Genomic DNA, 24,312 nt, shown 5'->3' with positions numbered 1-24,312 from the left:
ACGTTTCTACGTAATTATGTAGACATGACGGCGGACGATGGGGATCGCGAGGCGCTCGCGGAGCGGCTCGCACGGCTGGAGGAGCGGGTGGCCGCCCTGGAGGCGGGCTCCCCTCCCCCGGCCGACGGCGGCGGCGCCGAGACGCGCCCGGTCGCCGACGCGGAGACCTTCTGGGCCCTGAACGGCCTGAAAGAGCGCACGGACGACGCCGTCCTGTTCACCGGCTCCGTGACGCTGCCCGAAGGCGAGCACTACGAATGGCAGCAGGGCCACCGCACGGCGGACCTGCTCGCCGACGACTGGTCGCAGGCCGCCGACGCGCTGTCCGCGCTCGCCCACCCGGTGCGGCTGCTGCTGCTCAGGGAGATCATGTGCGGCGCCCGCACCACCGCCGAGCTCGCCGCGCACGAGCGGCTCGGCACCACCGGGCAGCTCTACCACCACCTGCGCCAGCTGGTCGCGGCCGGCTGGCTGCGCACCACCGCCCGCGGCCAGTACGCCGTGCCCGGCGAGCGCGTGGTGCCGATCCTCACCATCCTCGCCGCGACCCGCCGCTGATCCCGGCCCCGCGCCGGCCCGCACTCGATGGGAGACCCGTGATGCACAAGAGAATGGCCCGCTTCAGGACCCCGCTCCTCCTGGCCGGCGTGCTCCTCGCGCTGAGCGAGTTCGTCCACGGCGTCGGCCAGGTCTCCCTGGCGGGCATCGTGCTGGTCGTGCTCGGCCTGGTGCTGTTCTTCGTCCCCTCGGGCGCTTCCGGCCGGCCGCCGATCACGCTGCGCAGCCCGGTGAGCGGACGGTGGGTGCCGGTCAACAGCCCGGCCGACAAGGTGCCCAGCCACGGCACCCACGAGCTCGGGCAGACGTACGCGATCGACCTGGTGTACGCGCCGGACCCGGACGTGGAGTGGAAGCCGCTGCGGTCCGGGGCGATCGCGTCGCGGCCCGAGACGTTCCCGGCGTTCGGGCGCCCGGTCGCCGCGCCCGCCGACGGCGTGGTGGTGCAGGTCTGCGGCTGGCAGCGCGACCACTGGAGCCGCAACTCCTGGCCGGCGCTCGTCTACCTGATGATCGAGGGGATGTTCTTCCGGCAGACGCTGTCGCTGCTGACCCTCTCCGGCGGCCGGTTCGTGCTCGGCAACCACGTGGTCCTCGACCTGGGCGACGGCGCGTACGCGGTGCTCGCGCACCTGCGGCGCGGTTCCGTGCGGGTGCGGAAGGGCCAGCGGGTCCGGGCGGGCGACGTCCTGGGCGAGGTGGGCAACTCCGGCAACAGCTCCGAGCCGCACCTGCACTTCCACGTCATGGACAGCCCGCGCCACATGGTCGCGGCCGGGCTGCCGTTCGCGTTCCCGTACGAGAGCGACGGCGAGAGCCGCACCGGCGTGCCCGGCGGGCGGCGTCCCTTCGTGGCCGGCACGGCCGCGGGCACGGAGGCGGCCTCCCGCGCAGCCTGACCCGCCCTGTCCTGGGAGGTTGCACCACCAAACTTGGTCCCGGCATGGCCATAGCGCCCCGGCCCCGGGGAAGGGACGCCCCAGCAGGCAGTCAAGACCGAGACCACGAGTCCAGAGGGGGCCGCGCACATGCTGAACACGCTGAACAAGATGGGGCTGTCGTCCAGCGTCATGTACGGGATGGGGTTCGCGTCGATCGGCGCGTCGGTGGCGTCGTGGGCGATCTCCCGCAGCGCGGAGGCGGCGGACATCGACCGCGCGGACCGCTGGGGCATCTTCGTCGGAACGTGGGCGCCGACGTTCTTCGCGCTGGGCTGCGCGATGCGCCTCGAGGAGCAGTGGGGGCCCAAGGGCACGCGCGAGCAGATGAAGGAGTCGCGCGAGCGCGCCCGCGAGGCGATGCCCATCAGCTAGCCGGACCGGCCGGCCGGGCGGGTGGCGGCCGCGGGCCGCCTGATGGGTCCGCGCGCGCCCGGCCCCGCCCGGCGTCGCATGGTCTACCGCCTCACCTGGCGTGGAATGTTCGCGCTATCACGACTCTGGCCGGGGGTATTGACATGGGTCCGCGTTAGCGCAAACATCGGGCCACCCGACCCGTGCGGAGGAGATCACATGACCGTCCCGCCCGCCTCGCCCCCCGCCGGCGCGGGGCCTGGAGCGAGCGGAGGCCAGGCCGCCCGGCCCCGGGCGGCGGTCATGGAGGACGTCGCCCTGCTGGCCGGGGTCTCGGCGATGACGGTCTCCCGGGTGCTCAACTCCCCCGACAAGGTGCGGCCCGAGACCCGCGCCCGGGTGCTCGCGGCGATGCGCGAGCTGGACTACCGCCCCAACTCCGCCGCGCGGGTGCTGGTCACCGGCCGCTCCCAGGTGCTGGGCGTGGTCTCCTTCGACACCACCCTGTACGGCCCCGCCTCGACCCTGTACGGGATCGAGCGGGCCGCCCGCGGCGCCGAGCACATGGTCAGCATCGCCAGCGTGAGCTCGCTGACCCGGCGCTCCATCCAGGACGCGGTGGAGCGGCTGCGCTCGCAGTCGGTGGACGGGATCGTGGTGATCGCGCCGCACCGGTCGGCGGCCGACGGGCTGCGCGGGCTGCCGCCGGACTTTCCCGCGGTGGTGGTCGGCGCGGGCGACGACCTGCCGGTCCCGGCGGCCGCGGTCGACCACCGGGCGGGCGCCGAGCGCGTCACCCGCCACCTGCTCAGCCTGGGCCACGAGACGGTCCGCCACGTCGCCGGGCCGATCGACTGGATCGACGCCAGCGAGCGGGTCGCCGGCTGGCGCGCGGCGCTGGAGGCCGAGGGCCGCCCGGTGCCCGAGCCGCTCCCGGGCGACTGGAGCGCCCGATCCGGCTACGAGCAGGGCAGGCTGCTCGCGGCCGACCCCGAGGTGACCGCGGTGTTCGCCGCCAACGACCCGATGGCGCTGGGCCTGCTGCGCGCGCTGCGCGAGGCCGGCCGGCGCGTGCCCGAGGAGGTGAGCGTGGCCGGCTTCGACGACGTGCCGGAGGCGCCGTACTTCGCACCCCCGCTGACCAGCGTCCGGCAGCCGTTCGGGGAGGTGGGGCGGCACGCCTTCCAGCTCCTCATGGAACGCATCGCGGGCGCCGAGGGGGCGCCGCGCCGCACCGTCGAGCCCGAACTGGTCGTCCGCGAGAGCACCGCCGTCATGAACGCCCGCTGACCCGACCCGCCGACCCTCCCGTCCCCGACCCGACCCGACCCGCACTTTGTTAGCGCTAACGCAAGCAAGTGCTAGCTGTGCTGGCTGGACGTACCACCGCGAAGCAAGGAAGCGATCCGTGCGCATCACCAAGATCGGCACCCATGTCGTGGGCACTCCCTGGCGGAACCTCACGTACGTGACCGTCCACACCGACGAGGGCCTCACCGGCGTCGGCGAGGCCCGCATGCTGGGCCACACCGGGGCGCTGCTCGGCTACCTGGCCGAGGCGGAGCGCCGGCACGTGACCGGCAGCGACCCGTTCGACATCGAGGACCTGGTCCACCGGATGAAGTACGGCGACTTCGGCCGCGCCGGCGAGATCGTGATGTCCGGCATCGCCTGCGTCGAGATGGCCTGCTGGGACATCGTGGGCAAGGCCCTCGGCCAGCCGGTGTGGCGGCTGCTCGGCGGCAGGGTGCGCGACCGGGTCAAGGCGTACGCCAACGGCTGGTACACCGTCGACCGCACCCCCGAGGAGTTCCACGCCGCGGCCCGGCGGGTCGTCGAGCGCGGCTACCGGGCGCTGAAGCTCGACCCGTTCGGCGCGGGCCGGATGGAGCTCGACCACGACGAGACGATCCGCTCCATCTCGCTGGTCGAGGCCGTTCGCGACGCCATCGGCCCCGGCTGCGAGCTGCTGGTGGAGATGCACGGCCGCTTCTCCCCCGCCACCGCGATCCGGCTCGCCCGGCTGCTGGAGCCCTACGACCCGGCGTGGCTGGAGGAGCCGGTCCCGCCGGAGAACCTCAAGGCGCTGGCGAAGGTGTCGGCGCACACCGGGCTGCCGATCGCGACCGGCGAGCGGATCCACGACCGGATCGAGTTCCGGGAGTTGCTGGAGCTGCAGGCCGCCGACGTGGTCCAGCCCGACGTCGGCCATCTGGGCGGGATCGCCGAGACGCGCAAGCTGGCCGCCACCGCCGAGACGTACTACGTGCAGCTCGCGCCGCACAACGTGGGCGGCCCGGTGCTCACCGCCGCCAGCCTGCAGCTGGGCGTGTGCGTGCCCAACTTCAAGATCCTGGAGCACTTCAACGACTTCGCCGACGCCGAGATCGGCACGATCGCGAAGGGCGCCCCGAAGGTCGTGGACGGCCACTTCGCCGTGCCGACCGCGCCCGGCCTCGGCGTCGAGCTCGACCTGGACGCGATCGCCGAGTTCCCGCGCCGCGACGCCGACTTCGACCTGTTCGCCGAGGACTGGCACAAGCGCGACGGCACCGCCAGGCGCGCCGCGGCCTCCGGCGGCCCGGGCGGCTCCGGGGAGCGCCGGTGAGCCGTTCGGTGCTGGTGGAGGCGCCGGGCCGCTTCCGGATGGTCCGGTCGGACCCGCCCGAACCCGGGCCCGGCGAGGCGCTCGTCCGGGTCACCGCCGCCGGCCTGTGCGGCAGCGACCGCGAGCTGTACGAGGGCGCCCGCCCGCCGGAGTTCGTGTCGTACCCGATCACGCCCGGCCACGAGTGGTCGGGCACGGTCGCGGCGCTCGGCCCCGGCGCCGATCCGGCGCTGGCCGGCGCCAAGGTGGTCGGCGAGGGCTTCCGCGGCTGCCAGGGCTGCGCGCACTGCCGCGACGGCGCGCCCAACCTGTGCGTGAACGGCTACGACGAGACCGGGTTCACCCGTCCCGGCGCGTTCGCCGACCACCTGGTGGTGCCGGCCCGGCTGCTGCACGTGCTGCCGCCGGACGCCGACCTGCGCGCGGCGGCGCTGCTGGAACCCGCCGCGGTGATCGCCTCCGCGGTGCGGCACGCGGCGCTGCGGCCCGGCGAGACCGCCGCGGTGGTCGGCGCCGGCACCCTCGGCATGCTCGCGCTGCAGCTGCTGTCGGCCGCCTCGCCGTCCCGGCTGGTGGCGGTCGATCCCCGTGCCGAGCGGGCCGAGGCGGCGCTGGCGGCCGGGGCCGGCACGGTGCTGCGCCCCGGGGAGGCGGCCGAGGGCTCGTTCGACGTGGTCGTCGAGACCGCCGGCGTCACCGGCACCGCGCACGCGGCGGTGGCGCTGGTACGGCGCGGCGGCCGGGTCGTCCTCACCGGGATCCCCGGCGACCCGGCCGACGCCGTCCCCGCCGCGCTGCTGGTCACCCGCGCGCTCACGCTGCACACCGTGTTCGGCGCGGGCCCGGCCGACTGGGCGTACGCGGTGCGCGCGTTCGGCAGCGGGGTGCTGCGGCCCGCCGCGCTGATCACCCACGAGCTGCCGCTGTCCGGATTCGAGCGGGCGCTGAAGCTCAGCGCCGCGCCGGACGCGGGCAAGGTGCTGCTCCGTCCCGGCCTCGAGGAGTGAGCGGCCTGCGATGAGCCGACCCGTATCCGATCCCGCAGGAGGAACGATGGACCCGCTCCCCGACCCCGCGCCCGGCGCCGCCGCCGCGGCGGCGGGCCCCCGTCCGCCCGGCGAGCACGCCCTGCTCGCCCTGGGCTTCCCGCCCCGGCCCGAGCCCGCGCCCTCCTCCGCCCGGAGCTTCCCCGACGGCGGCACCTGGCGCACCGAGCTGCCCTCGTGCGAGGGCCCCGCCGTGCTCGCGGCGGTGCTGGAGGAGAGCGCGCGGCTGGAGGTCCCGCTGCACCGGATCAGCCAGGGCAGCGGGGTGTGGATGCTGACCGACGCCGAGATCGGCGAGATGGTCTCCGGCTGCGCCGAGCGCGACATCGAGCTGTGCCTGTTCCTGGGCCCGCGCGGCACCTGGGAGCCGGGCGCGGGCGGCCGCTCCTACCCCGGGTCGGGCCCGCGCGCCCGCGGCCGCGACCAGCTCGCCCAGTGCGTGGAGGACGCCGAGCGCGCCGCCGCCCTCGGCGTGCGGTCGCTGCTGGTGGCCGACGAGGGCGTGCTGTGGACGCTGCACCGGATGCGCGCGGCCGGACGGCTGCCCGCCGGCACCACGTTCAAGGTGTCGGCGCTGGTCGGCCCGGTCAACCCGGCCTCGTTCCAGGTCTGGGAAGGGCTCGGCGCCGACTCGGTCAACGTGCCCAGCGACCTGACGGTCGCCCAGCTCGCCGAGATCCGCGTGCTCAGCGCCGCCCCGATGGACTTCTACGTCGAGGCGCCCGACGACCTGGGCGGCCACGTGCGCATCTACGACGCGGCGGAGCTGGTCCGCTGCGGCGCGCCGATCTACCTGAAGTTCGGGCTGCGCAACGCGCCCGGCGTCTACCCGGTCGGCCGCCACCTGCTGCCCGCCGCCGTCGAGTCGGGCCGGGAGCGGGTCCGGCGCGGCCGGCTCGTCCTGGACACCCTGGCCCGGCTCGGCGCCGGCGGCGGCATGTCCCCGCCCGGCTCCCGCGCCCCGGGCCCGCTCCGGCGGTTCCCCGACACCGCGCACGACGCACTCCCGCTCAACTCCTGACGCGTGTCCCCACCCCCCACAAGGAGAACGACATGAGATTCGGGCGCCTCACCACGGCGGTCTCCGCCCTCGCCGTCGCCGCCGCGCTGACCGGCTGCGGCTCCAGCGAGAAGACCATCGACCAGGAGGCCAGGTCCGGCGACACCAAGGGCGCGCTGATCGGCATCACCATGCCGACCAAGTCGTCCGAACGCTGGATCCACGACGGCGACAACGTCAAGGCGGGCCTGGAGAAGCTCGGCTACAAGGTCGACCTGCAGTACGCCCAGGACGACATCCCCACCCAGGCCAGCCAGATCGAGAACCAGATCACCAAGGGCGCGCGGCTGCTGGTCGTCGCCTCCATCGACGGCACCGCGCTGACCAGCCAGCTCCAGCAGGCCGGGGACAAGAAGATCCCGGTGATCGCCTACGACCGGCTGATCCGGCAGAGCCCGAACGTCGACTACTACGCCACCTTCGACAACTACAAGGTCGGCGTGCAGCAGGCCACCTCCCTGCTCATCGGGCTGAAGATCAAGAACGCGGACGGCTCGGAGGGCAGCGCCAAGGGGCCGTTCAACATCGAGCTGTTCGGCGGCTCGCCCGACGACAACAACGCCACGTTCTTCTACAACGGCGCGATGTCGGTGCTCAAGCCCTACATTGACAAGGGCGCCCTCGTCGTCAAGAGCGGCCAGACCGACTTCAAGACGATCGCCATCCTGCGCTGGGACCCGGCCACCGCCCAGAAGCGGATGGAGGACCTGCTCACCAAGACCTACAACAGCGGCACGAAGGTGCAGGGCGTGCTGTCGCCCTACGACGGGCTCTCCATCGGGATCCTCTCGGCGCTGAAGAGCAACGGCTACGGCACCCCGGGCCAGCCGTACCCGGTGGTGACCGGGCAGGACGCCGAGGTGGCCTCGGTCAAGTCGATCCTGGCCGGCGAGCAGTACTCCACCATCTTCAAGGACACCCGGCAGCTGGCGGCGGAGACGGTGAAGATGGCCGACACCGCGCTCAAGGGCGGCAAGCCGGCCGTCAACAACACCACCGACTACAACAACGGCGTCAAGGTCGTCCCGTCGCAGCTGCTCCAGCCGGTGATCGTCGAGAAGTCGAACGTGAAGACGGCGCTGCTGGACAGCGGCTACTACACGCAGGCGCAGCTGGGCTGAGGCCGCCATGACCAACGACACGACCGGCGCCGAGGCCGGCGGCGAGATCCTGCGGATGCGGGGGATCACCAAGACCTTCCCCGGCGTCAACGCGCTCCAGGACGTCGGCCTGTCGGTGCGCCGCGGCGAGATCCACGCCATCTGCGGCGAGAACGGCGCGGGCAAGTCCACGCTGATGAAGGTGCTGTCGGGGGTGTACCCGCACGGCGCGTACGAGGGCGAGATCCGCTTCGAGGGCGAGCCGTGCCGGTTCTCCGGCATCCACGACAGCGAGCGGCGCGGGATCGTCATCATCCACCAGGAACTGGCGCTGTGCCCGCAGCTGTCGATCGCCGAGAACATCTTCCTCGGCAACGAGCTGTCCTCCGGACGGTCCCGGCGCGGCGGCCCGCGCCGCGGCCCGCGGGGCCTCCTGCCGGGGCTCGGCCTGATCGACTGGAACCGCACCAACCACGAGGCGGCGCGGCTGCTGGAGCGGGTCGGGCTGCCGGAGAACCCGGTGACCCCGATCGCCGACCTGGGCGTCGGCAAGCAGCAGCTGGTCGAGATCGCCAAGGCGCTGTCCAAGGAGGTGCGGTTGCTCATCCTGGACGAGCCGACCGCCGCGCTCAACGACGAGGACTCCGCGCACCTGCTCGACCTGGTGCGCGGGCTGCGCGCCGAGGGCATCACCTCGCTGATCATCTCGCACAAGCTGAACGAGGTGCTGGCCATCGCCGACTCGGTGTCCATCCTGCGGGACGGGCGCATGATCGAGACGCTGGACCCGTCCCGCGCCGAGGTCACCGAGGACCGGATCATCGCCGGGATGGTCGGCCGCGACCTGGAGCACCGCTACCCGCCGCACGAGCCGGACATCGGGGACGAGGTGCTGCGGATCGAGGACTGGACGGTGCACAGCCCCACCCAGCACGGCCGGGTGGTGGTCGCGGACGCGGGGCTGACGCTGCGCCGCGGCGAGATCGTGGGGCTGGCCGGGCTGATGGGCGCGGGCCGCACCGAGCTGGCGATGAGCGTGTTCGGCCGCTCGTACGGGACGGGCATCTCCGGCCGGCTGTTCAAGGACGGCCGGCCGATCGAGGCGCGCACCGTGCGGGAGGCCATCGGGCACGGCATCGCGTACGCGACCGAGGACCGCAAGCGCTACGGCCTCAACCTCGTCGAGGACGTGAAGCGGAACGTGTCGGCGGCCGGGCTGGGCCGGCTGGCCCGGCGCGGCTGGGTGAACGGGCACGAGGAGTACCGGGTCGCCGAGGGCTTCCGCACCGGCCTGAACATCAAGGCGCCCAGCGTGCTGAGCGAGACCGGCAAGCTCAGCGGCGGCAACCAGCAGAAGGTCGTGCTGTCCAAGTGGATCTTCACCGATCCGGACGTGCTGATCCTGGACGAGCCGACCCGCGGCATCGACGTGGGCGCCAAGTACGAGATCTACTCGATCGTCAACCGGCTGGCCGAGCAGGGGAAGGCGATCCTGCTGATCTCCTCCGAGCTGCCGGAGCTGCTGGGGATGTGCGACCGGATCTACACGATGGCGGCGGGCCGGATCACCGCCGAGGTGCCGCGCGCCGAGGCCACCCAGGAGCGCCTCATGACCCACATGACCATGGACCGCGACGGCCGGGACGAGCCCGGCGGCGGCACGCCGAAGGACAAGGAGCAGGTCCCATGAGCAGCGCGCCCGCGAACGCCGGCGCCGGCGCCGGCACCGATGCCTCCGGGACCGGACCGGGCGGACCGGGGAAGGCCGGCCCGGCGGGGGACGGCGGCGGATCGCCGTACCGGCTGTCGATCAACATCAGGCAGAGCGGCATCTACGTCGCCTTCGCCCTGATCGTGGTGCTGTTCACCGCGCTGACCGGCGGCGACCTCCTGCAGCCGCAGAACATCTCCAACATCATCGTGCAGAACTCCTACATCCTGATCCTGGCGATCGGGATGATCCTGGTGATCATCTCCGGGCACATCGACCTGTCGGTCGGGTCGGTGGTGGCCGTGACCGGGGCGATCGCCGCGGTGCTGATGGTGAACCACGACCTGGCCTGGCCGGTGGCGCTGCTGGTGACGCTGGCGGCGGGCGGGCTGATCGGCGCCTGGCAGGGCTACTGGATCGCCTACTTCGGGATCCCGTCGTTCATCGTGACGCTGGCCGGGATGCTGCTGTTCCGGGCGCTGACGCTGACCGTGCTGGGCAACCAGGGCATCGGCCCGTTCCCGTCGGAGGTCCGCACGCTGTCGAACGGCTTCACGGCCGGCTACCTGGGCAACGTCGGGCTCGGCGCGCTGGGCGGGGCGGACCTGTTCAGCCTGCTGGCCGGGGTCGCGGCGGTCGCCGGGCTGGCGGCCGCGCAGTGGCGGACCCGCACGGCGCGGCTGGGGTACGGCCAGACGGTCGACCCGTTCCCGGTCTTCGTGCTGAAGATCGCCGCGGCCGGGGCGCTGATCATGGCGGTGACGGTGCAGCTGGCCCGGTTCCGCAACCTGCCCTGGGTGCTGGTGCTGCTGGCGGCGCTGGTGCTGGGCTACACGCTGCTGACCAACCGGGCGGTGTTCGGCCGCCGCATCTACGCGGTGGGCGGCAACCTGCAGGCGGCCACGCTGTCCGGCGTGAAGGTCAGGTCGGTGGTCTTCTGGATCTTCGTCAACATGGGCGTGCTGTCCGCGCTGGCCGGGATCATCTTCGCCGGCCGGCTCAACCAGGCCGGGCCCACCGCCGGCAACACCTTCGAGCTGGACGCGATCGCGGCCGCGTTCATCGGCGGCGCCGCCGTCCAGGGCGGGGTCGGCAAGGTGGTCGGCGCGATCACCGGCGGCCTGATCATGGGCGTGATCAACAACGGCATGTCGCTGATCGGCGCGCCCAGCGAGCGGGTGATGCTGGTCAAGGGCATCGTGCTGCTGGCCGCCGTCGCGTTCGACGTGTGGACCAAACGCCGCGCCGGCGCCCCCGTCCTGCGCTGAGACCGATCCTCCCCGCCGAGCTCGTTCCTCCCCGCTCCGCCCCCGAGAGGAGAGTCATGAGGTTCATCCCCCACTGGACAACGCCCCTGGCCGGCACGGCGGTACTGGCCGCCGCCCTGGTGGCGGCCTCCGTCCCGGCCGCCGCCGGTCCGGCGCCCGCCCCGGCGGGCGCCGGCCGTCCCGAGATCGGCAGGGAGCCGTTCGGGTCCCTGGCCGACGGCACGAAGATCGAGCGCTACACCCTGAGCAACGGACGCGGCATGCGGGTCCGGGTGCTCACCTACGGCGGCATCGTGCAGAGCCTGGAGGTGCCCGACCGCAAGGGGCGGCCGGGCAACGTCGCGCTGGGCTTCGGCTCGCTGGCGGGCTACCTCGGCGATGCCTACACCGAGGCCAACCCCTACTTCGGCGCGATCATCGGGCGGTACGGGAACCGGATCGGCGGCGCCCGGTTCACCCTCGACGGCACGACCTACCGGCTGGCCGCCAACAACGGGCCCAACAGCCTGCACGGCGGGGACCGGGGCTTCGACAAGAGGGTCTGGAAGGCCGAGCCGGTACAGGAGGGCGGGAACGTCGCCCTGCGCATGACGCGGACCAGCCCCGACGGGGAGGAGGGCTACCCCGGAACGCTGAAGACCACCGTCACCTACACCCTCACGCCGAAGAACGAGTTGCGTATCGGCTACCGGGCCACGACCGACAGGCCGACGGTGGTGAACCTGACCAACCACACCTACTTCAACCTCGCCGGGGAGGGGTCGGGCGACGTCTACGACCACCGGCTCCAGGTCGACGCGAGCCGCTACACGCCGGTGGACGCCACGCTCATCCCCACCGGTGAGCGGGCGCCCGTGCGGGGCACGCCGTTCGACTTCACGGCGCCGCACGCCATCGGCGAGCGGATCCGCGACGGCCACCCGCAGATCCTGGTCGGCCAGGGGTACGACCACAACTTCGTCCTGGACCGCCAGGGGCCGGGGCTGTCGCGCGCGGCGCGGGTCACCGAGCCGCGTTCCGGCCGGGTCATGGACGTCCACACCACCGAGCCGGGCGTGCAGTTCTACTCGGGCAACTTCCTGACCGGCACCTTCGCCGGCACGAGCGGGAAGGTGTACCGGCAGGGCGACGGGTTCTGCCTGGAGACCCAGCACTTCCCCGACTCGCCCAACCAGCCGGGGTTCCCGTCCACGACGCTGCGGCCGGGCCAGGTGTACGACACGACCACCGTGTACGCGTTCTCCGCGCGCTGATCCGGGCGGACACTGATCACAATGGGACGGCCGGGCGGCGCGACCGCCCGGCCATCCCTTCCTTCCCGGAGCAGTCCTGGAGCATGACGATGACTTCGACGAACGAGATCGAGGTGGCCGTGGCCGCCGGCGCGGCGCTGGGCGAGGGCCCGACCTGGGACCCGGCCGGCGGGCGGCTGCTGTGGGTGGACATCCTGGCCTGCGAGGTGCACGCCTACGATCCGGTCACCGGCGCCGACACGGTCCTGCGGGCGACGCCGCAGCACGTGGGCGCGGCCAAGCCGCGGGCCGGCGGCGGGCTGGCGGTCAACCTGCGCGACGGGGTCGGCCTGTACGACCCGGACGGCTCGTTCCGCTGGCTCGCCGAGTACCCGGAGGAGGGCGTGCGGGGCAACGACGCGGCCGTGGGGCCGGACGGCGCGCTGTGGGCGGGGACGATGCGCTACGACACGCGGCCGGGGGGCGGGAGGCTGCGCCGCGTGCAGCCCGGCGGCGGGACGGCCGTGATCCTGGACGATGTCACCATCAGCAACGGCCTGGGCTGGAGCCCGGACGGCCTCCTGATGTACTACATCGACACTCCGACCGGGCGGATCGACGTCTTCGACGTGGAGCCGGGCACGTTCCTGCCGACCGGCCGCCGCCCGTTCGCGGAGGTGCCGGAGCCCGGTGAGCCGGACGGCCTGACGGTGGACGCCGACGGCAACCTGTGGGTGGCGGTGTGGGGCGGCGGCCGGGTGCTGCGCTTCACCCCGGACGGCGCGCTGGACGGCACCGTCGAGGTCCCGGTCCCGCTGACGACGGCGTGCGCGTTCGGCGGCCCGGACCTGCGCGATCTCTACATCACCACCGCCTCGCAGGGCGTCCCGCCCGGCACGCCGGACGCGGGCGCGCTGTTCGTCGTCCGGGACGCGGGCCGGGGCGCCGCCTCCCCCGCCTTTCCCGGCTGAGGCTCCCCCGCGTTTCCCGGCTGAGGCCCGCGCGGCGGAATGCGGCGGCACACTGGGGAGGTTGCCCCTCAAAAGATCGTTTCAGGAGGACGCGGGTGCTGGACACGGGCTTGTTCGAGCAGGTCGGCGAGGTGGTGCGGGGCGCGGCGCCGCGCGATCCGGGCGAGCCGCGGGTGCAGGTGCGCCGCAACGGCGTGAAGGTCTGGTACGGGTCGCCCGACACCGCGGCCCGCGAGCACTACGAGGCGCAGATCATCGACGCGGAGATCGCCGGGTCCGGGTCCGGCGCCCGCGCGTTCGCGGTGGAGATCGGGTTCCACGCGGAGCACCCGAAGGAGGCCGACAACGACGCGGCGCTGGAGCGGCTGCGGGCCCGGGAGGGGCGCTGGCGGCCGGAGCTGGGCGAGGAGGCCGTCGCCGGGGCGTTCCTGGGGCGCGGGTCGTGGCGGCGGGTGTCGGAGACCTGGCCGGACCCCGATCTGGACGACCCGGACCTGGCGTTCGACATCGGTGTGCGGCTCGTCGAGTACATCCGCGTCCTGGAGGCGCGGAACACGGCCGGGTGACCGCCTCTGACCGGGCGAAGGTTTGTCCGGCGCCGCCCGCTGGGAAGGGAGCTTCCCGACAATCCCCCTATTTACGGAAGCTTCCTAATTCCTGAAGTCCTCCGGCCGCGGGTGCGGCGCGGCGCCGCGGCCGGGGGCGGCGTGAAAGGATCCCTCACCATCGACGTCACCGACGAGCACTACCAGCGCATCGCGGAGACCTACGAACGCAACTGGGCCGACCGTCCCGAATACATCGCGTGGATGGCCGACCGCATCATGTCCTGGCTGAAGCCCGCGCCCGGCGACCGGATCGCCGACATCGGCTCCGGCACCGGCCTGTTCCTCAGCAGGCTCCTGGAGACGGCCTCCGCCCGGACGCCCATCCTCTGCATCGACCCGTCCCAGCACATGCTGGACCTGCTCCCCGACGACCCCCGCCTCTCCCCCGTCCGCGCCACCGCCGAGCAGATCGCCTCCGGAGAGGTGACGCTCCCGTACGAGAACGTCGACGCCTTCGTGTTCAAGGAGGCGATCCACCACGTCAAGGACATCCCGGCCACGCTGCGCGGCCTGGCCGACCGGCTCGCGCCGGGCGGGAGCGTCCTCATCGTGACGCTGCCCCGGCGCCTGGACTACCCGCTGTTCCCCGAGGCTTTGGAACGTTTCGCCGCCCACCAGCCCGAGCCGGACTCGATCGCCGCGGCCATGCGCGCCGCGGGCCTGCGCACCGAGCACCGCCACGAGGAGTACGCGGTGACGATCGACCGCGAGCAGTGGATCGCGCTGGTGCGCAACCAGTGGATGTCGGTGCTGTCGTCGTTCTCCGCCGAGGAGATCGACGCCGGCGTCGACACGATCCGCCTCCACCACCCCGAGCACGAGATCACCTACACCGACCGCTTCGCCTTCATCCAGGGCTTCCGGGACTGAGCCGCCCGCCGGCGGTGACGGCGGCGATCCCGCCGCCGTCACCGCCGGCCGCCTCGTCGCCCACCGTGTCGCCGACCGCGACCGTGCCGGGCCGCACCACGGAGAGCTTGGTCCCGAACGCGACACCGCCCTCGGGGACCCTGCGGTAGGCGGCGAGCGTCCGCAGCGGTTCCGGACCGGCCTTCCTCCCGCCGTCCTGGTCGACGGTGGTGACGGCGCAGCGGATGGCGAGCTTGGCGAAGGCGAGCCCGGCACCGCCGATGGCGAGGCCGCGCAGCGCGTCCTCGGCGTGCGGTTCCTCCGGTCCGTCGATCACGATGTTGGGCCGGAACCGGCTCATCGGCAGCGCGGGGTGCCCGGCGTCGGCGAGCCGCCGGTTGAGCTCGTCCAGGCTCGCCCGCGAGACGAGGTGGACGGCGCCGCTGTCGGCGTATCCGGCGCGTCCCGGTGTCAGGCCGCCGGTGACGCGGTCGTGCTCGGGCGGGACCCGCACCAGCCTGCTGGGCGCTCCGAGGAAGTCCGACAGCCAGGCCGCGGCCTCCGGCCCCTGGTCGATGCCCTGGTACGGGGTCCCGAACAGCTCGACGTCGCCGCGGGCCGAGCGCACGTCCACGTCGATCGCGACGGGGCCGGTGCCCGGCGCGCGCAGGGTGAGACGGTCCCCGTCGGCGCCGATCTCGGGACGGATCAGCGCGAGCCGGGGATCGCGCCGCTGGCTGCGGAACGTTCCGCCGCCGTCCACGACCATGAAGGCGCGGTCGTGTTCGAGACCGGCCTCGCCCACCCGGGCCGCGGTGAGCCCGATACCGGCGCACCCCTTGACGGGATAGGTCACGAGTTCGACGACGACGGCCAAGACTCCCCCTGGTTCACTCGGCGACAGGCGGGACGCTACGGCCCGCCCGCCGCCGGAGGCCAGGGTTTCGGCGCGTACCTGACACGAATACGTCAGGTTCGCCCGGATCAGGTCCTGGCGGTGCGGGCGAACAGGCGGGCGCCCGCGACCAGGCAGAGGGCCGCCGGCGCCAGGGTGACGGCGGCTCCCACGGCGACGGTTCCGCTGGCGTAGTGGCCGAGGAACGCCTCCCGCACGGCGTCGACCGTGTAGCGGAACGGCACGGCGTGCGAGACCGCGTCCAGCCACGCCGGGCCCAGGCTCATCGGCAGCAGGACGCCCGACAGCAGCATCAGCGGCAGCATCGCCGTGTTGGCGATCGCGGCGAACTCGGGCGTGGAGCCCACGTTCATCGCCAGCCCGTACGACAGCGCCGACAGCGCCGCCGCCAGCACGGCGACGAACGCCAGCCCGAGCAGGACGCCCGGCAGCGGCGCGCGCAGCCCGAAGGCCAGCCCGAGCAGCACGAGCAGGACCGACTGCGCGACCAGCTGCACCACGTCCCGCAGCACGCGGCCGAGCAGCAGCGCGACCGGGCTGACGGGGGTGACGCGCATGCGGTCGATGACGCCGAGGGTGCGGTCCATCATGATGCCCAGCCCGACGAACGAGCCGCCGAGCAGGGCGAGCTGGACGAGCAGGCCGGGCACGAGCGCCTGCCAGGACGACCCGTCCACTCCGAGGGCGACCTCGGTCAGCAGGGGGCCGAAGAGCGCGAGGAACAGCAGCGGCTGCAGCATGCCGAAGAACAGGTTGGTCTTGGAGCGCAGCGTGGCGCGCATGGCGCGGCCGAAGATGACGCCGGTGTCGGCGAGGAGAGCGGGCATCGGAACTTCCGGGGTCGGTGGGGCGGGCGGGGTCAGATGGCGACGGGCGCCTGTTCGGGGGGCGCGCTCCGTCCGGTGACGGCGAGGAAGGCGTCCTGGAGGCCGGCACCGGGGCCGCCGTGCCGGGCCTTGAGCTCGGCGGGCGTGCCCTCGGCGGCGATCGCGCCCGCGTCCACGATCACCACCCGGTCGGCGAGGGCGTCGGCCTCGTCCAGGTAGTGGGTGGTCAGGAAGATCGTGGTGCCGTGCTCGGCGCGGATCCGGCGCACCAGGTCCCACAGGTCGGAGCGGCTGCCGGGGTCCAGGCCGGTGGTCGGCTCGTCGAGGAACAGCACCTCGGGCCGGTTGACCAGGCCGAGCGCGATCTCCAGGCGGCGGCGCTGGCCGCCCGACAGCGCGGCGGTGGGAAGGTCCATGAGGTCGCCCAGGCCGAGGTCCCCGGCCAGTTCGCCGGCGCGGCGGCGCGCGGCGTCCTTGGGCAGCCGGTGCAGGCGCCCCTGGGTGACCAGTTCCTCGCGCACGCCGCACGCCGGGTCGAGGCCGCCGGACTGCGCCACGTACCCGATCCGGGCGCGCACCCCGGCCGGGTCGCGGAGCAGGTCATGGCCGGCGACGGTCGCCTCGCCTCCGGTGGGCGGCAGCACGGCTGGCGGAGATCGTCCGCGGCCGCCCGACCGCTGTCCCCGGCCCGCGCGGTGCTGGCCCGGCTGCGCGAGGAGGTGCGCGGCCGGGAGCGCAGCCTGGGCCTGACCGAGGGGTGCGAACTGTTCGCCTGTGAGGTCGATTGAGTGAAAAGGCGGGTGATCAAGTGATCCGACTTGACGTTTTGTGTTCGTCCCCGTACTTTAAGTAGCGCGATCTGGGACGCTGGGTTTGATGTCGGCGTGCGGGGCCCCCTTTCCACCGGAGTGATGGTCTGGGGCCTCCCCGTCGCCTCTGGTCGAGCCAACATGGCCAGGTCGCGCAGGGAACCGGCCTCCCGGGAACGGACCACGCACGGGATGCGTGTCGCCGCCCCGGGGTCGAGTACGCCGGGGACCAGTGCGTCCAAGACCGTTCGGGGCGCGCGGCTGAGCAACTTATGCACAGTCCTTAGGAACGGTAGTTCAGGACGCGGTCGGCTCTCGACGGCGTCGAGGAGGTCCAGCAGCGCGGCGGCGATCGTGCCGGGGTCCTCGCCCGCCGCCGTGCGCCGGCCGATCTCGCCGAAGACCTGGGCGTGGCACCAGCCGATCTGGCCGGCGACCAGGCGGGGGAGCGGGTCGTCCGGCGCCGCCCCGGCCTCCTCGGCCAGGACCTCGGCGAGCCGGTCGACCATCTGCCCGCCCAGCTCCTCCAGGCGCGCCATCAGCGTCGGCGCGGCCCGCATCATCTCGAAGACCCGCCCGAACCCCGAGCCCGCCTGACCGCGCCCGCCGCGCCGCGCCGTCGACGGACGGCACGGCGCGGTCAGGGGAAGGGCTAGCCGGCGGCGCCGGCGCGGTCGCGTTCGGCGGCCAGCTGCAGCGCCACGTCGATGATCATGTCCTCCTGGCCGCCGACGTACCCGGCCTCGCCGACCCGCTGCAGGATCGCGTGCGCGGGCACGCCGTAGCGCTCGGCGGCCCGCTCCGCGTGCAGCAGGAAGCTGGAGTAGACCCCGGCGTACCCCTGCGTGATCGCGGACCGGTCGGCGAACGGCAGCCGCGGCAGGAACGGCCGCACCACGTCCTGCGCGGCGGCCAGGACGCCCTGCACGTCCACGCCGGTGGCGATGCCCAGCCGGTCGAAGGTGGCGGCCACCACCTCGGTCGGCGCGTTGCCCGCGCCCGCGCCCAGCGCGCACAGCGCCCCGTCGATCTGCCGGGCGCCGTTCTGCACGGCCAGCACGGAGTTGGCCACCCCCAGCGAGAGGTTCTGGTGGCCGTGGAAGCCGACCTGCGCCTCCCGCCCGACCTCCTCGACCAGCGCGGCGACCCGCTCCTGGGCGTCGCCGAGCACCAGCGCCCCGGCCGAGTCGACCACGTACACGCACTCCGCGCCCGCGTCCACCATGATCCGCGCCTGCGCGGCCAGCTCGGCCGGGCCGATCCGGTGCGACAGCATCAGGAAGCCCACGGTCTCCATGCCCAGGTCGCGGGCGGCGGCGAAGTGCTGCGCCGACACGTCGGCCTCGGTGCAGTGCGTGGCGATCCGGGCGACGGACGCGCCCACGCCGTGCGCCTGCCGCAGGTCCTCGACGGTGCCCAGGCCCGGGAGCAGCAGCACCGCGATCCGGGCGCGCTCGGCCTCGTCCACGGCGGCGGCGATCAGCTTGACCTCGTCCTCGAGCGAGAACCCGTAGTTGAACGAGGAGCCGCCCAGGCCGTCGCCGTGCGCGACCTCGATGACCTCCACCCCGGCCCGGTCGAGGGCGTGCACGACCCCGCGGACCTCGCCCTCGGTGAACCGGTGCGCCATGGCGTGGCTGCCGTCGCGCAGCGTGGAGTCGGTCAGCCTGATCTTCTCGTCGACAGCGGCGTTCATGACGCCACCTTCCCTTCCGCGAGCCGCTCGCCGACGCGGGCCGCGGCGGCGGTCATGATGTCGAGGTTGCCGGCCCAGGGCGGCAGGTAGTCGCCGTTGCCGCGGACCTCCAGGAATACCGCGACCCGGGCGTGCCCGTTCCAGATGTCGCGGGGCTCGTCGAACTGCGGCTCGGCGCGCAGCGCGTACCCGGGGACGTAGGCCGCCACCCGCTCCACCATGGCGTCCACGGACGCGGCGATGGCGGCGGTGTCGGCGTCGGCCGGGATGGCGCAGAACACCGTGTCCCGCATGATCATCGGCGGGTCCACCGGGTTGAGGATGATGATCGCCTTGCCCCGGTCGGCGCCGCCGACCGACTCGATCGCCCGCGCCGTGGTCTGGGTGAACTCGTCGATGTTGGCGCGGGTGCCCGGCCCCGCCGAGCGGGAGGCGATCGACGCCACGATCTCGGCGTAGGGGACGGGCGCCACCGACGCGACCGCGTGCACGATCGGGATGGTGGCCTGCCCGCCGCAGGTGATCATGTTGAGGTTGGGCGCGTCGGCGAGGGTGTCCAGGTTGACCGGCGGGCACACGAACGGCCCGGCCGCGGCGGGGGTGAGGTCGATGGCCTGGATCCCGGCCTCGGCGTAGCGCGGCGCGTTGGCCAGGTGCGCCTTGGCGGAGGTGGCCTCGAAGACCAGGTCGGGCAGGACGGCCTGGCCCAGCAGCCAGTCCACGCCGCCCGCGGACGCCTCGACCCCCAGGTCGCGGGCCCGCGCCAGCCCCTCCGACTCCGGGTCCACCCCCACCATGGAGTGCACCTCGATCGACTCGCTGCGCAGCAGCTTGACCAGCAGGTCGGTGCCGATGTTGCCCGGCCCGACGATGGCGGCGGTGAGCGTGCTCACGAGCCCTCCCCTCGGAAGCGTGCGGTGACGGTGCCGATCCCGGCGAACGCCGCGGTCACGGTGTCCCCGGCGGCGACCGGGACGGCGGCGGTGAGCGAGCCGGGCAGCACCACGTGCCCGGCCTCCAGCGTGACGCCCATCGGGCCGAGCACGTTGGCCAGCCAGATCAGCGCGTTGAGCGGGGACCCGAGCACCGCGCCGCCCGCGCCGGTCTGCACCAGCTCGCCGCCGCGGTGCAGCAGGCAGCCGGTCAGCGACAGGTCCAGCCCGTCCGGCCGGACCGGCGTGGTGCCGAGGACGACGCCGCCGCTGGAGGCGTTGTCGGCCACGGTGTCGGGGAGCGTGATCCGCCAGTCCGCGATCCGGGAGTCGATGATCTCCAGCGCGGGCAGCACGAAGTCCACCGCGGCGGCCGCGTCCGCCGCCGTCACCCCGGGCCCGGCCAGCGGCCGGCCGAGCACGAACGCGATCTCGGGCTCGATCCGCGGCTGCACGAACCGGCCGGCGTCGATGGGCGCGCCGTCGGTGTGGAACATGGTGTCCAGCAGGTGCCCGTAGTCCGGCTGGTCCACGCCGAGCTGCCGCTGCATCACCGCCGAGGTCAGCCCGACCTTGTGGCCCTTGATGACCGCGCCGTCCGCGACCCACCGCTCGACCTGGGCGCGCTGGACCGCGTACGCCGACTCGAGCGACACGTCCGGGAACGTCTCGGTGAGGGGCGCCACCGGGACGCGGGTGGCGTACGCCTCCAGCAGTCCCGTGGCCGCCTTCCCCACGGATTCGGGGTCCATGGTCGTCCTTTCGTCGTTTCCGCAGGTGAATCCTGATCCCCGGGAGCCGCCGGAGCCAACGGTCTCGTCCCACGTGACGGGACGCGGCCCGCGGAATCCCGCCTAGGGTGAGCGCATGGCCCCCGCGACCGACGACACCTACCTGCACCGCGTCGTGACCGTGCTCAACGCCTTCCGCGCCGAGGAGAACGCGGTCGGCGCCGCCGAGCTGGCCCGCCGCACCGGCCTGCCGCGGTCCACCGTCCACCGCATCGCGCTGACGCTGGTGGAGGAGGGGCTGCTCGAACGGCACGGCGCGGAGGTGCGGCTCGGCCTGCGGCTGTTCGAGATCGGGCAGCGCGTCCCGCGGCAGCGCGCGCTCCGCGACGCCGCCCTGCCCTACATGTCCGACCTGCGGGAGGCGACGCGGCAGACCGTGCACCTGGCGGTGCTGGAGGGCAGCGAGGTCGTGTATGTGGACATCCTCCGGTCGCCCGGCGGGCCGCCGATGCCGTCCCGGGTCGGCGGGCGGCTGCCCGCGCACGCGACCGGCGTCGGCAAGGCGATCCTGGCCTTCTCGCCGCCGGAGGTGGCGCGGGCCGTGCTGGACGGCCGGCTGCCCCGGCTCAGCGAGCGCAGCACCGTCGCGCCCGGCCTGCTCGCCCGGGAGCTGAAGGGGATCCGCCGGGCCGGGGTGGCCTACGACCACGAGGAGTCCGCCCAGGGCGTGGTCTGCGCCGCCGGCCCGGTCCTGGGCCCCGGCGGCGAGGTGCTCGGGGCGCTGTCGGTGTCGGGCTGGAGCAACCGGATGCGCCTGGACCAGGTCTCCCCCGCCGTCCACACGGCGGCGCTGGCGCTGTCGCGCACGCTCGGCCACCGCGGCGGCACGCTCGGCGACGGCGGGGCGCGCCCGGCCCGCCGCCGCTGAGCTGGGCACCTTGACTGTTGGACGGCGTGTTGGATATCACCAAGAGGTTACTTATCAGTAAATGAGCAATCACCGCCGGGCCAGGAGGCGACCTTGAGCGAGCGAACGGGAGCGGCGGGGGTCAGGAACGCCCCCGGGGTCCCCGAGATCCCATGGGGCACCCTCCCGCCGGAGGTGATCGACCCGATCCGCCCGTACGTCGACGACGTCGCGCACGAGATGATCGACTGGATCCGGCAGCGCATCCCCGAGTACTCCCGGCCGCTGGGCAGCAACTACGGGCAGAAGATGTGGGGCGCCATCCGGCAGGCCGTCTCCGACTTCCTGGTGGTGGTCTCCAGCCCGGACGCCTCCTGGGAGCCGCTGCGCCAGATCTACGCCGAGATCGGCGCGTACGAGGCGCGCAAGGGCCGCAGCCTGGAGAGCCTGCAGACGGCGATGCGGCTGTGCGGCCAGGTCGCCGCCCGCCGCTTCACCACCGACGCGGCCCGGCTGGACTGGCCGCACGAGACGCTGGGCCGGCTGATCGAGGCGCTGTTCGTGTTCCTGGACGCGATCTCCGAGGCGGCCACCCGCGGCTACGCGAGCGTCCACGACCGGCCCGGCAGCCAGCGCGAGCACCTGCGCGCCCGGCTGCACGCCATGCTCACCGGGGACGGGCTGGCCGACCGGGTGGCGATCACCCAGCTGGCACGATCCACCGGCTGGGGCACCCCGTCCACGATCGCGGTGGTGGCGGTGCGCAGCCTCGGCGACCAGGCCCCGCCGCTGCTGCCGCCGCCGGTGCTGGCCGACTGGCACAGCCAGGTGCCGTCGCTGGTCGTCCCCGACCCCGACAGCCCGGGGCACCGCGACCTGCTCGCCGCGCTGGGCGGCACGCCCGCCGCGGTCGGCCCGACCGTCGACCTGTCCCGGGGGAGCGTGTCGCTGCACTGGGCGCGGCGGGCGCTGGAGCTGGCCGAGGCGGGGAAGATCCCCGGCGACGGCCTGGTGCGCTGCGTGGACCATCTCCCGACGCTGGTCGCCTCGGTCGGGCTGGACCTGATCGAGGCGGCGATCCCGCAGCGGCTCGGTCCGCTGCTGGAGCTCACCCCCAACCAGCGGCGGCGCCTGGTGTCGACGCTGCTCACCTACCTGGAGAACGGGCGCAACGCCGCCGCGGCCGCCCAGCGCCTCAACGTGCACACCCAGACCGTCCGCTACCGGCTGTCGAGCCTGGAGGAGCTGTTCTCCGGCGAGCTGAACGACCCCGGACGCCATCTGGAGCTGCTCCTGCTGCTGCACAGCTGGCAGCACCTGGTCGAGCCGCACGAGGACTGATCCCGCGCCCTCCGGGCCGTCCGGGTGGTCGGCGCCACCCCGCTGGTCTAGCCTGACCAGCACAATCGGGTTGCGGCGAAGGGAACAGCGGATGAACAAGACCGAACTCATCGAGGCCGTGGCGGAGCGGGCGGGCAGCGAGCGCGCCGTGGCGCGCCGCCACGTGGAGGCGGTGTTCGACGCCATCGTCGACAGCGTCACGGCCGGTGAGCGCGTGCTGGTGACCGGCTTCGGCACCTTCGACCGCGCCGCCCGCCCCGCCCGGACGGCCCGCAATCCGCGCACCGGGCAGACGGTCGAGGTGGCGGCGGGCGAGGTGCCGAGGTTCCGGTTCGGGCAGACGTTCCGTAACCGGGTGGCCCAGGGCGCCGACGGCGCGTCCGGCGGGACGGCCGCCGCCGCGGCACCCGCCCCGGCTCCGGCGCGGGCCACGGCCGCGGCGGCCGTCCAGGAGGAGGCCGCCGCGTCCGCCGAGGTCCAGGCCGCCAAGCCGCCGAAGAAGGACAAGAAGGCGAAGAAGGCCAAGCAGGCCGCCGCGGACGGCGGGAAGGCCCGCAAGGAGACCAAGACCGTCAAGAACGCCAAGGCCGGGAAGACCGGGAAGGACGGCAAGAAGGGCGGCTCGGGGAAGAAGGCCGCCAAGGCTCGCTGACGTTACCGCCGCCCCCTCCGCCTCGCGCGTGCCGCACGCGCGGGGCTTCTCGCATGCCCGCTTCGCTTGCCATTTCTGTGATCCAGCCCACCCATTCCGGCCTTCAGGTCTTGACCTCGGACACTCACGGGCGTAAACAAAGGAGAACCAACTCAAAACCTGGAGGAAACAACATGCCGGGTGCGGAGCGGGGAACGGCCCGCGGATGATCGTCACGGTGACCCTCAACCCGAGCCTGGACCGGACGATCGAGGTGGACGTCCTGACCCGGGGCGAGATGATCCGGGCGCGCTCGGCGCGGCTGGACCCGGGCGGCAAGGGCGTCAACGTCTCCCGCGCCCTGCTCGCGGGCGGGGAGGTCGCCTCCACCGCCGTGGTCACGGTCGGCGGCTCCGAGGGCGAGCAGCTGCGGCGGCTGCTGGCGGCCGAGGGGCTGGCCGTGCGCGCGGTGCCGGTGGCCGGGCGCACCCGCTCCAACGTGACCATCGCCGAGCCGGGCGGGGTGGTCACCAAGCTGAACGAGCCCGGCGCCCCGCTGTCCGGCGACGAGCTGGCCGAGGTGGCCGGGGCCGTCGCCGCCGAGTCCGCCGCGGCGAGCTGGGTGGCGGGCTGCGGCAGCCTGCCGCCGGGCGTGCCCGACGGCATCTACGCCGAGCTGTGCCGCCGGGTCTCCGCGGCCGGCATCCGGGTCGCGATCGACTCCAGCGGGCCCGCGCTGCTCGCCGCCCTCCCCGCCCGTCCCGACCTGGTCAAGCCCAACCGGGAGGAGCTGGCCGAGGCGGTCGGGCGCCCCGTCGGCCGGCTCGCCGACGTCGTCGAGGCCGCCCGCGAGCTGCGCGCCCGGGGCGCCCGCGGGGTGCTGGTGAGCCTGGGCTCCGACGGCGCGGTCCTGGTCGACGACGACGGCGTCATCGCCGGCGACGCCCCCGTCGCCCACCCGCGCAGCACGGTCGGCGCGGGCGACGCCCTGCTCGCCGGGTTCCTGGCCGCCGGGGCGCGCGGCCCGCGCGCGCTCGCCGAGGCGCTGGCCTGGGGCGCCGCCGCGGTGCGGCTGCCCGCCAGCCGGATGCCGCGGCGCTCCGACATCCGCCACGACATCGTCCGCATCCACTCCCGGCCCGACCTCGACCAGCCCCTCGTGAGCTGACCCGCGACACCTTTCCCTCCACCCCCACCCCCCCGGACCATCAGGAGGCCG

Annotated in this window: 26 protein-coding genes; 20 read left to right on the top strand and 6 right to left on the bottom strand. The window is 73.9% G+C overall.

Features of this window, described 5'->3' with window-relative positions; translation table 11 throughout:
* Positions 1 to 24: 24 nt before the first annotated feature.
* From ACZ466_RS38215 to ACZ466_RS38150, 14 genes are all read left to right on the top strand, one after another.
* Positions 25 to 558: an ArsR/SmtB family transcription factor gene (locus tag ACZ466_RS38215; RefSeq protein ID WP_378281797.1), complete on the top strand. Its 534-nt coding sequence runs from the start codon at positions 25 to 27 to the stop codon at positions 556 to 558.
* 41 nt (positions 559 to 599) lie between these two features.
* Positions 600 to 1,457, top strand: a complete 858-nt coding sequence (locus tag ACZ466_RS38210; RefSeq protein WP_378281796.1) for a M23 family metallopeptidase — start codon at positions 600 to 602, stop codon at positions 1,455 to 1,457.
* Positions 1,458 to 1,586: 129 nt separating this feature from the next.
* A complete protein-coding gene (locus ACZ466_RS38205) occupies positions 1,587 to 1,871 on the top strand; it encodes a hypothetical protein (RefSeq protein ID WP_378281795.1) in 285 nt (94 codons plus the stop codon).
* 198 nt (positions 1,872 to 2,069) lie between these two features.
* The gene (locus ACZ466_RS38200; RefSeq protein WP_464041846.1) at positions 2,070 to 3,140 is read left to right on the top strand and encodes a LacI family DNA-binding transcriptional regulator; all 1,071 of its coding nucleotides are present in this window, start codon (positions 2,070 to 2,072) and stop codon (positions 3,138 to 3,140) included.
* A 118-nt stretch (positions 3,141 to 3,258) separates the two neighbouring features.
* Entirely contained in the window at positions 3,259 to 4,458 is a 1,200-nt protein-coding gene (locus tag ACZ466_RS38195; protein WP_378281794.1) for a mandelate racemase/muconate lactonizing enzyme family protein, read from the top strand.
* Positions 4,455 to 5,465: a zinc-dependent alcohol dehydrogenase gene (locus tag ACZ466_RS38190; RefSeq protein ID WP_378281793.1), complete on the top strand. Its 1,011-nt coding sequence runs from the start codon at positions 4,455 to 4,457 to the stop codon at positions 5,463 to 5,465. Before ACZ466_RS38195 ends, ACZ466_RS38190 begins: the two co-directional genes overlap by 4 nt.
* A 46-nt stretch (positions 5,466 to 5,511) precedes the next feature.
* Positions 5,512 to 6,525, top strand: a complete 1,014-nt coding sequence (locus ACZ466_RS38185; RefSeq protein WP_378281792.1) for a hypothetical protein — start codon at positions 5,512 to 5,514, stop codon at positions 6,523 to 6,525.
* Between the two features lie 32 nt (positions 6,526 to 6,557).
* Positions 6,558 to 7,685, top strand: coding sequence for a multiple monosaccharide ABC transporter substrate-binding protein (chvE, locus tag ACZ466_RS38180; protein WP_378281791.1), 1,128 nt, complete (start codon positions 6,558 to 6,560; stop codon positions 7,683 to 7,685).
* Positions 7,686 to 7,692: 7 nt separating this feature from the next.
* Positions 7,693 to 9,354, top strand: coding sequence for a multiple monosaccharide ABC transporter ATP-binding protein (mmsA, locus tag ACZ466_RS38175; RefSeq protein WP_378281790.1), 1,662 nt, complete (start codon positions 7,693 to 7,695; stop codon positions 9,352 to 9,354).
* Positions 9,351 to 10,643, top strand: coding sequence for a multiple monosaccharide ABC transporter permease (gene mmsB, locus ACZ466_RS38170; RefSeq protein WP_378281789.1), 1,293 nt, complete (start codon positions 9,351 to 9,353; stop codon positions 10,641 to 10,643). Before mmsA ends, mmsB begins: the two co-directional genes overlap by 4 nt.
* A 56-nt stretch (positions 10,644 to 10,699) precedes the next feature.
* Positions 10,700 to 11,896, top strand: a complete 1,197-nt coding sequence (locus ACZ466_RS38165; protein ID WP_464041844.1) for an aldose epimerase family protein — start codon at positions 10,700 to 10,702, stop codon at positions 11,894 to 11,896.
* 89 nt (positions 11,897 to 11,985) lie between these two features.
* On the top strand, positions 11,986 to 12,846 hold the full coding sequence (locus ACZ466_RS38160) for an SMP-30/gluconolactonase/LRE family protein (protein WP_378281787.1): 861 nt from the start codon (positions 11,986 to 11,988) through the stop codon (positions 12,844 to 12,846).
* Between the two features lie 95 nt (positions 12,847 to 12,941).
* On the top strand, positions 12,942 to 13,412 hold the full coding sequence (locus ACZ466_RS38155; RefSeq protein WP_378281786.1) for a hypothetical protein: 471 nt from the start codon (positions 12,942 to 12,944) through the stop codon (positions 13,410 to 13,412).
* Positions 13,413 to 13,553: 141 nt separating this feature from the next.
* A complete protein-coding gene (locus ACZ466_RS38150) occupies positions 13,554 to 14,324 on the top strand; it encodes a class I SAM-dependent methyltransferase (RefSeq protein ID WP_378281785.1) in 771 nt (256 codons plus the stop codon).
* Here the strand turns inward: ACZ466_RS38150 and ACZ466_RS38145 are convergent.
* From ACZ466_RS38145 to ACZ466_RS38135, 3 genes are all read right to left on the bottom strand, one after another.
* Complete coding sequence (locus ACZ466_RS38145; protein WP_464041843.1) at positions 14,302 to 15,180, bottom strand: MOSC domain-containing protein; 879 nt, start codon at positions 15,178 to 15,180, stop codon at positions 14,302 to 14,304. The genes ACZ466_RS38150 and ACZ466_RS38145 overlap by 23 nt on opposite strands.
* Positions 15,181 to 15,287: 107 nt before the next feature.
* Positions 15,288 to 16,046, bottom strand: coding sequence for an ABC transporter permease (locus ACZ466_RS38140; protein ID WP_378281783.1), 759 nt, complete (start codon positions 16,044 to 16,046; stop codon positions 15,288 to 15,290).
* Between the two features lie 32 nt (positions 16,047 to 16,078).
* Positions 16,079 to 16,690 (bottom strand): ABC transporter ATP-binding protein, encoded by a 612-nt coding sequence (locus ACZ466_RS38135; protein ID WP_378281782.1) that lies wholly within the window; start codon positions 16,688 to 16,690, stop codon positions 16,079 to 16,081.
* On the opposite strand from ACZ466_RS38135, the gene ACZ466_RS38130 reads away from it, so the two are divergent.
* Positions 16,649 to 16,834 (top strand): hypothetical protein, encoded by a 186-nt coding sequence (locus ACZ466_RS38130; RefSeq protein WP_378281781.1) that lies wholly within the window; start codon positions 16,649 to 16,651, stop codon positions 16,832 to 16,834. The genes ACZ466_RS38135 and ACZ466_RS38130 overlap by 42 nt on opposite strands.
* Before the next feature lie 431 nt (positions 16,835 to 17,265).
* Positions 17,266 to 17,511, top strand: coding sequence for a hypothetical protein (locus ACZ466_RS38125; protein WP_464041842.1), 246 nt, complete (start codon positions 17,266 to 17,268; stop codon positions 17,509 to 17,511).
* Here ACZ466_RS38125 and dmpG read toward each other — a convergent pair.
* Genes dmpG through ACZ466_RS38110 form a run of 3 tightly spaced genes read right to left on the bottom strand, consistent with a single transcriptional unit; the run spans position 17,508 to position 20,235 of the window.
* Entirely contained in the window at positions 17,508 to 18,551 is a 1,044-nt protein-coding gene (dmpG, locus tag ACZ466_RS38120; protein WP_378281779.1) for a 4-hydroxy-2-oxovalerate aldolase, read from the bottom strand. The genes ACZ466_RS38125 and dmpG overlap by 4 nt on opposite strands.
* Entirely contained in the window at positions 18,548 to 19,444 is an 897-nt protein-coding gene (locus ACZ466_RS38115; protein WP_378281778.1) for an acetaldehyde dehydrogenase (acetylating), read from the bottom strand. The genes dmpG and ACZ466_RS38115 overlap by 4 nt, the downstream gene beginning before the upstream one ends.
* Positions 19,441 to 20,235, bottom strand: a complete 795-nt coding sequence (locus tag ACZ466_RS38110; RefSeq protein WP_378281777.1) for a 2-keto-4-pentenoate hydratase — start codon at positions 20,233 to 20,235, stop codon at positions 19,441 to 19,443. The genes ACZ466_RS38115 and ACZ466_RS38110 overlap by 4 nt, the downstream gene beginning before the upstream one ends.
* A 115-nt stretch (positions 20,236 to 20,350) precedes the next feature.
* On the opposite strand from ACZ466_RS38110, the gene ACZ466_RS38105 reads away from it, so the two are divergent.
* The 4 genes from ACZ466_RS38105 to pfkB all read left to right on the top strand — a co-directional run bounded on the left by ACZ466_RS38105 (position 20,351) and on the right by pfkB (position 24,261).
* Positions 20,351 to 21,142 (top strand): IclR family transcriptional regulator, encoded by a 792-nt coding sequence (locus ACZ466_RS38105; protein WP_378281776.1) that lies wholly within the window; start codon positions 20,351 to 20,353, stop codon positions 21,140 to 21,142.
* A 93-nt stretch (positions 21,143 to 21,235) separates the two neighbouring features.
* Positions 21,236 to 22,462, top strand: coding sequence for a helix-turn-helix domain-containing protein (locus tag ACZ466_RS38100; protein WP_378281775.1), 1,227 nt, complete (start codon positions 21,236 to 21,238; stop codon positions 22,460 to 22,462).
* Between the two features lie 91 nt (positions 22,463 to 22,553).
* Positions 22,554 to 23,114 (top strand): HU family DNA-binding protein, encoded by a 561-nt coding sequence (locus ACZ466_RS38095; protein ID WP_464041841.1) that lies wholly within the window; start codon positions 22,554 to 22,556, stop codon positions 23,112 to 23,114.
* 205 nt (positions 23,115 to 23,319) lie between these two features.
* Complete coding sequence (gene pfkB / locus ACZ466_RS38090) at positions 23,320 to 24,261, top strand: 1-phosphofructokinase (RefSeq protein WP_378281773.1); 942 nt, start codon at positions 23,320 to 23,322, stop codon at positions 24,259 to 24,261.
* Positions 24,262 to 24,312: the final 51 nt, after the last annotated feature.

Source organism: Actinomadura rugatobispora, assembly GCF_055379765.1.
The sequence above is the reverse complement of the archived record's forward strand: the minus strand, read 5'-3'. Positions and strand labels throughout refer to the sequence as shown.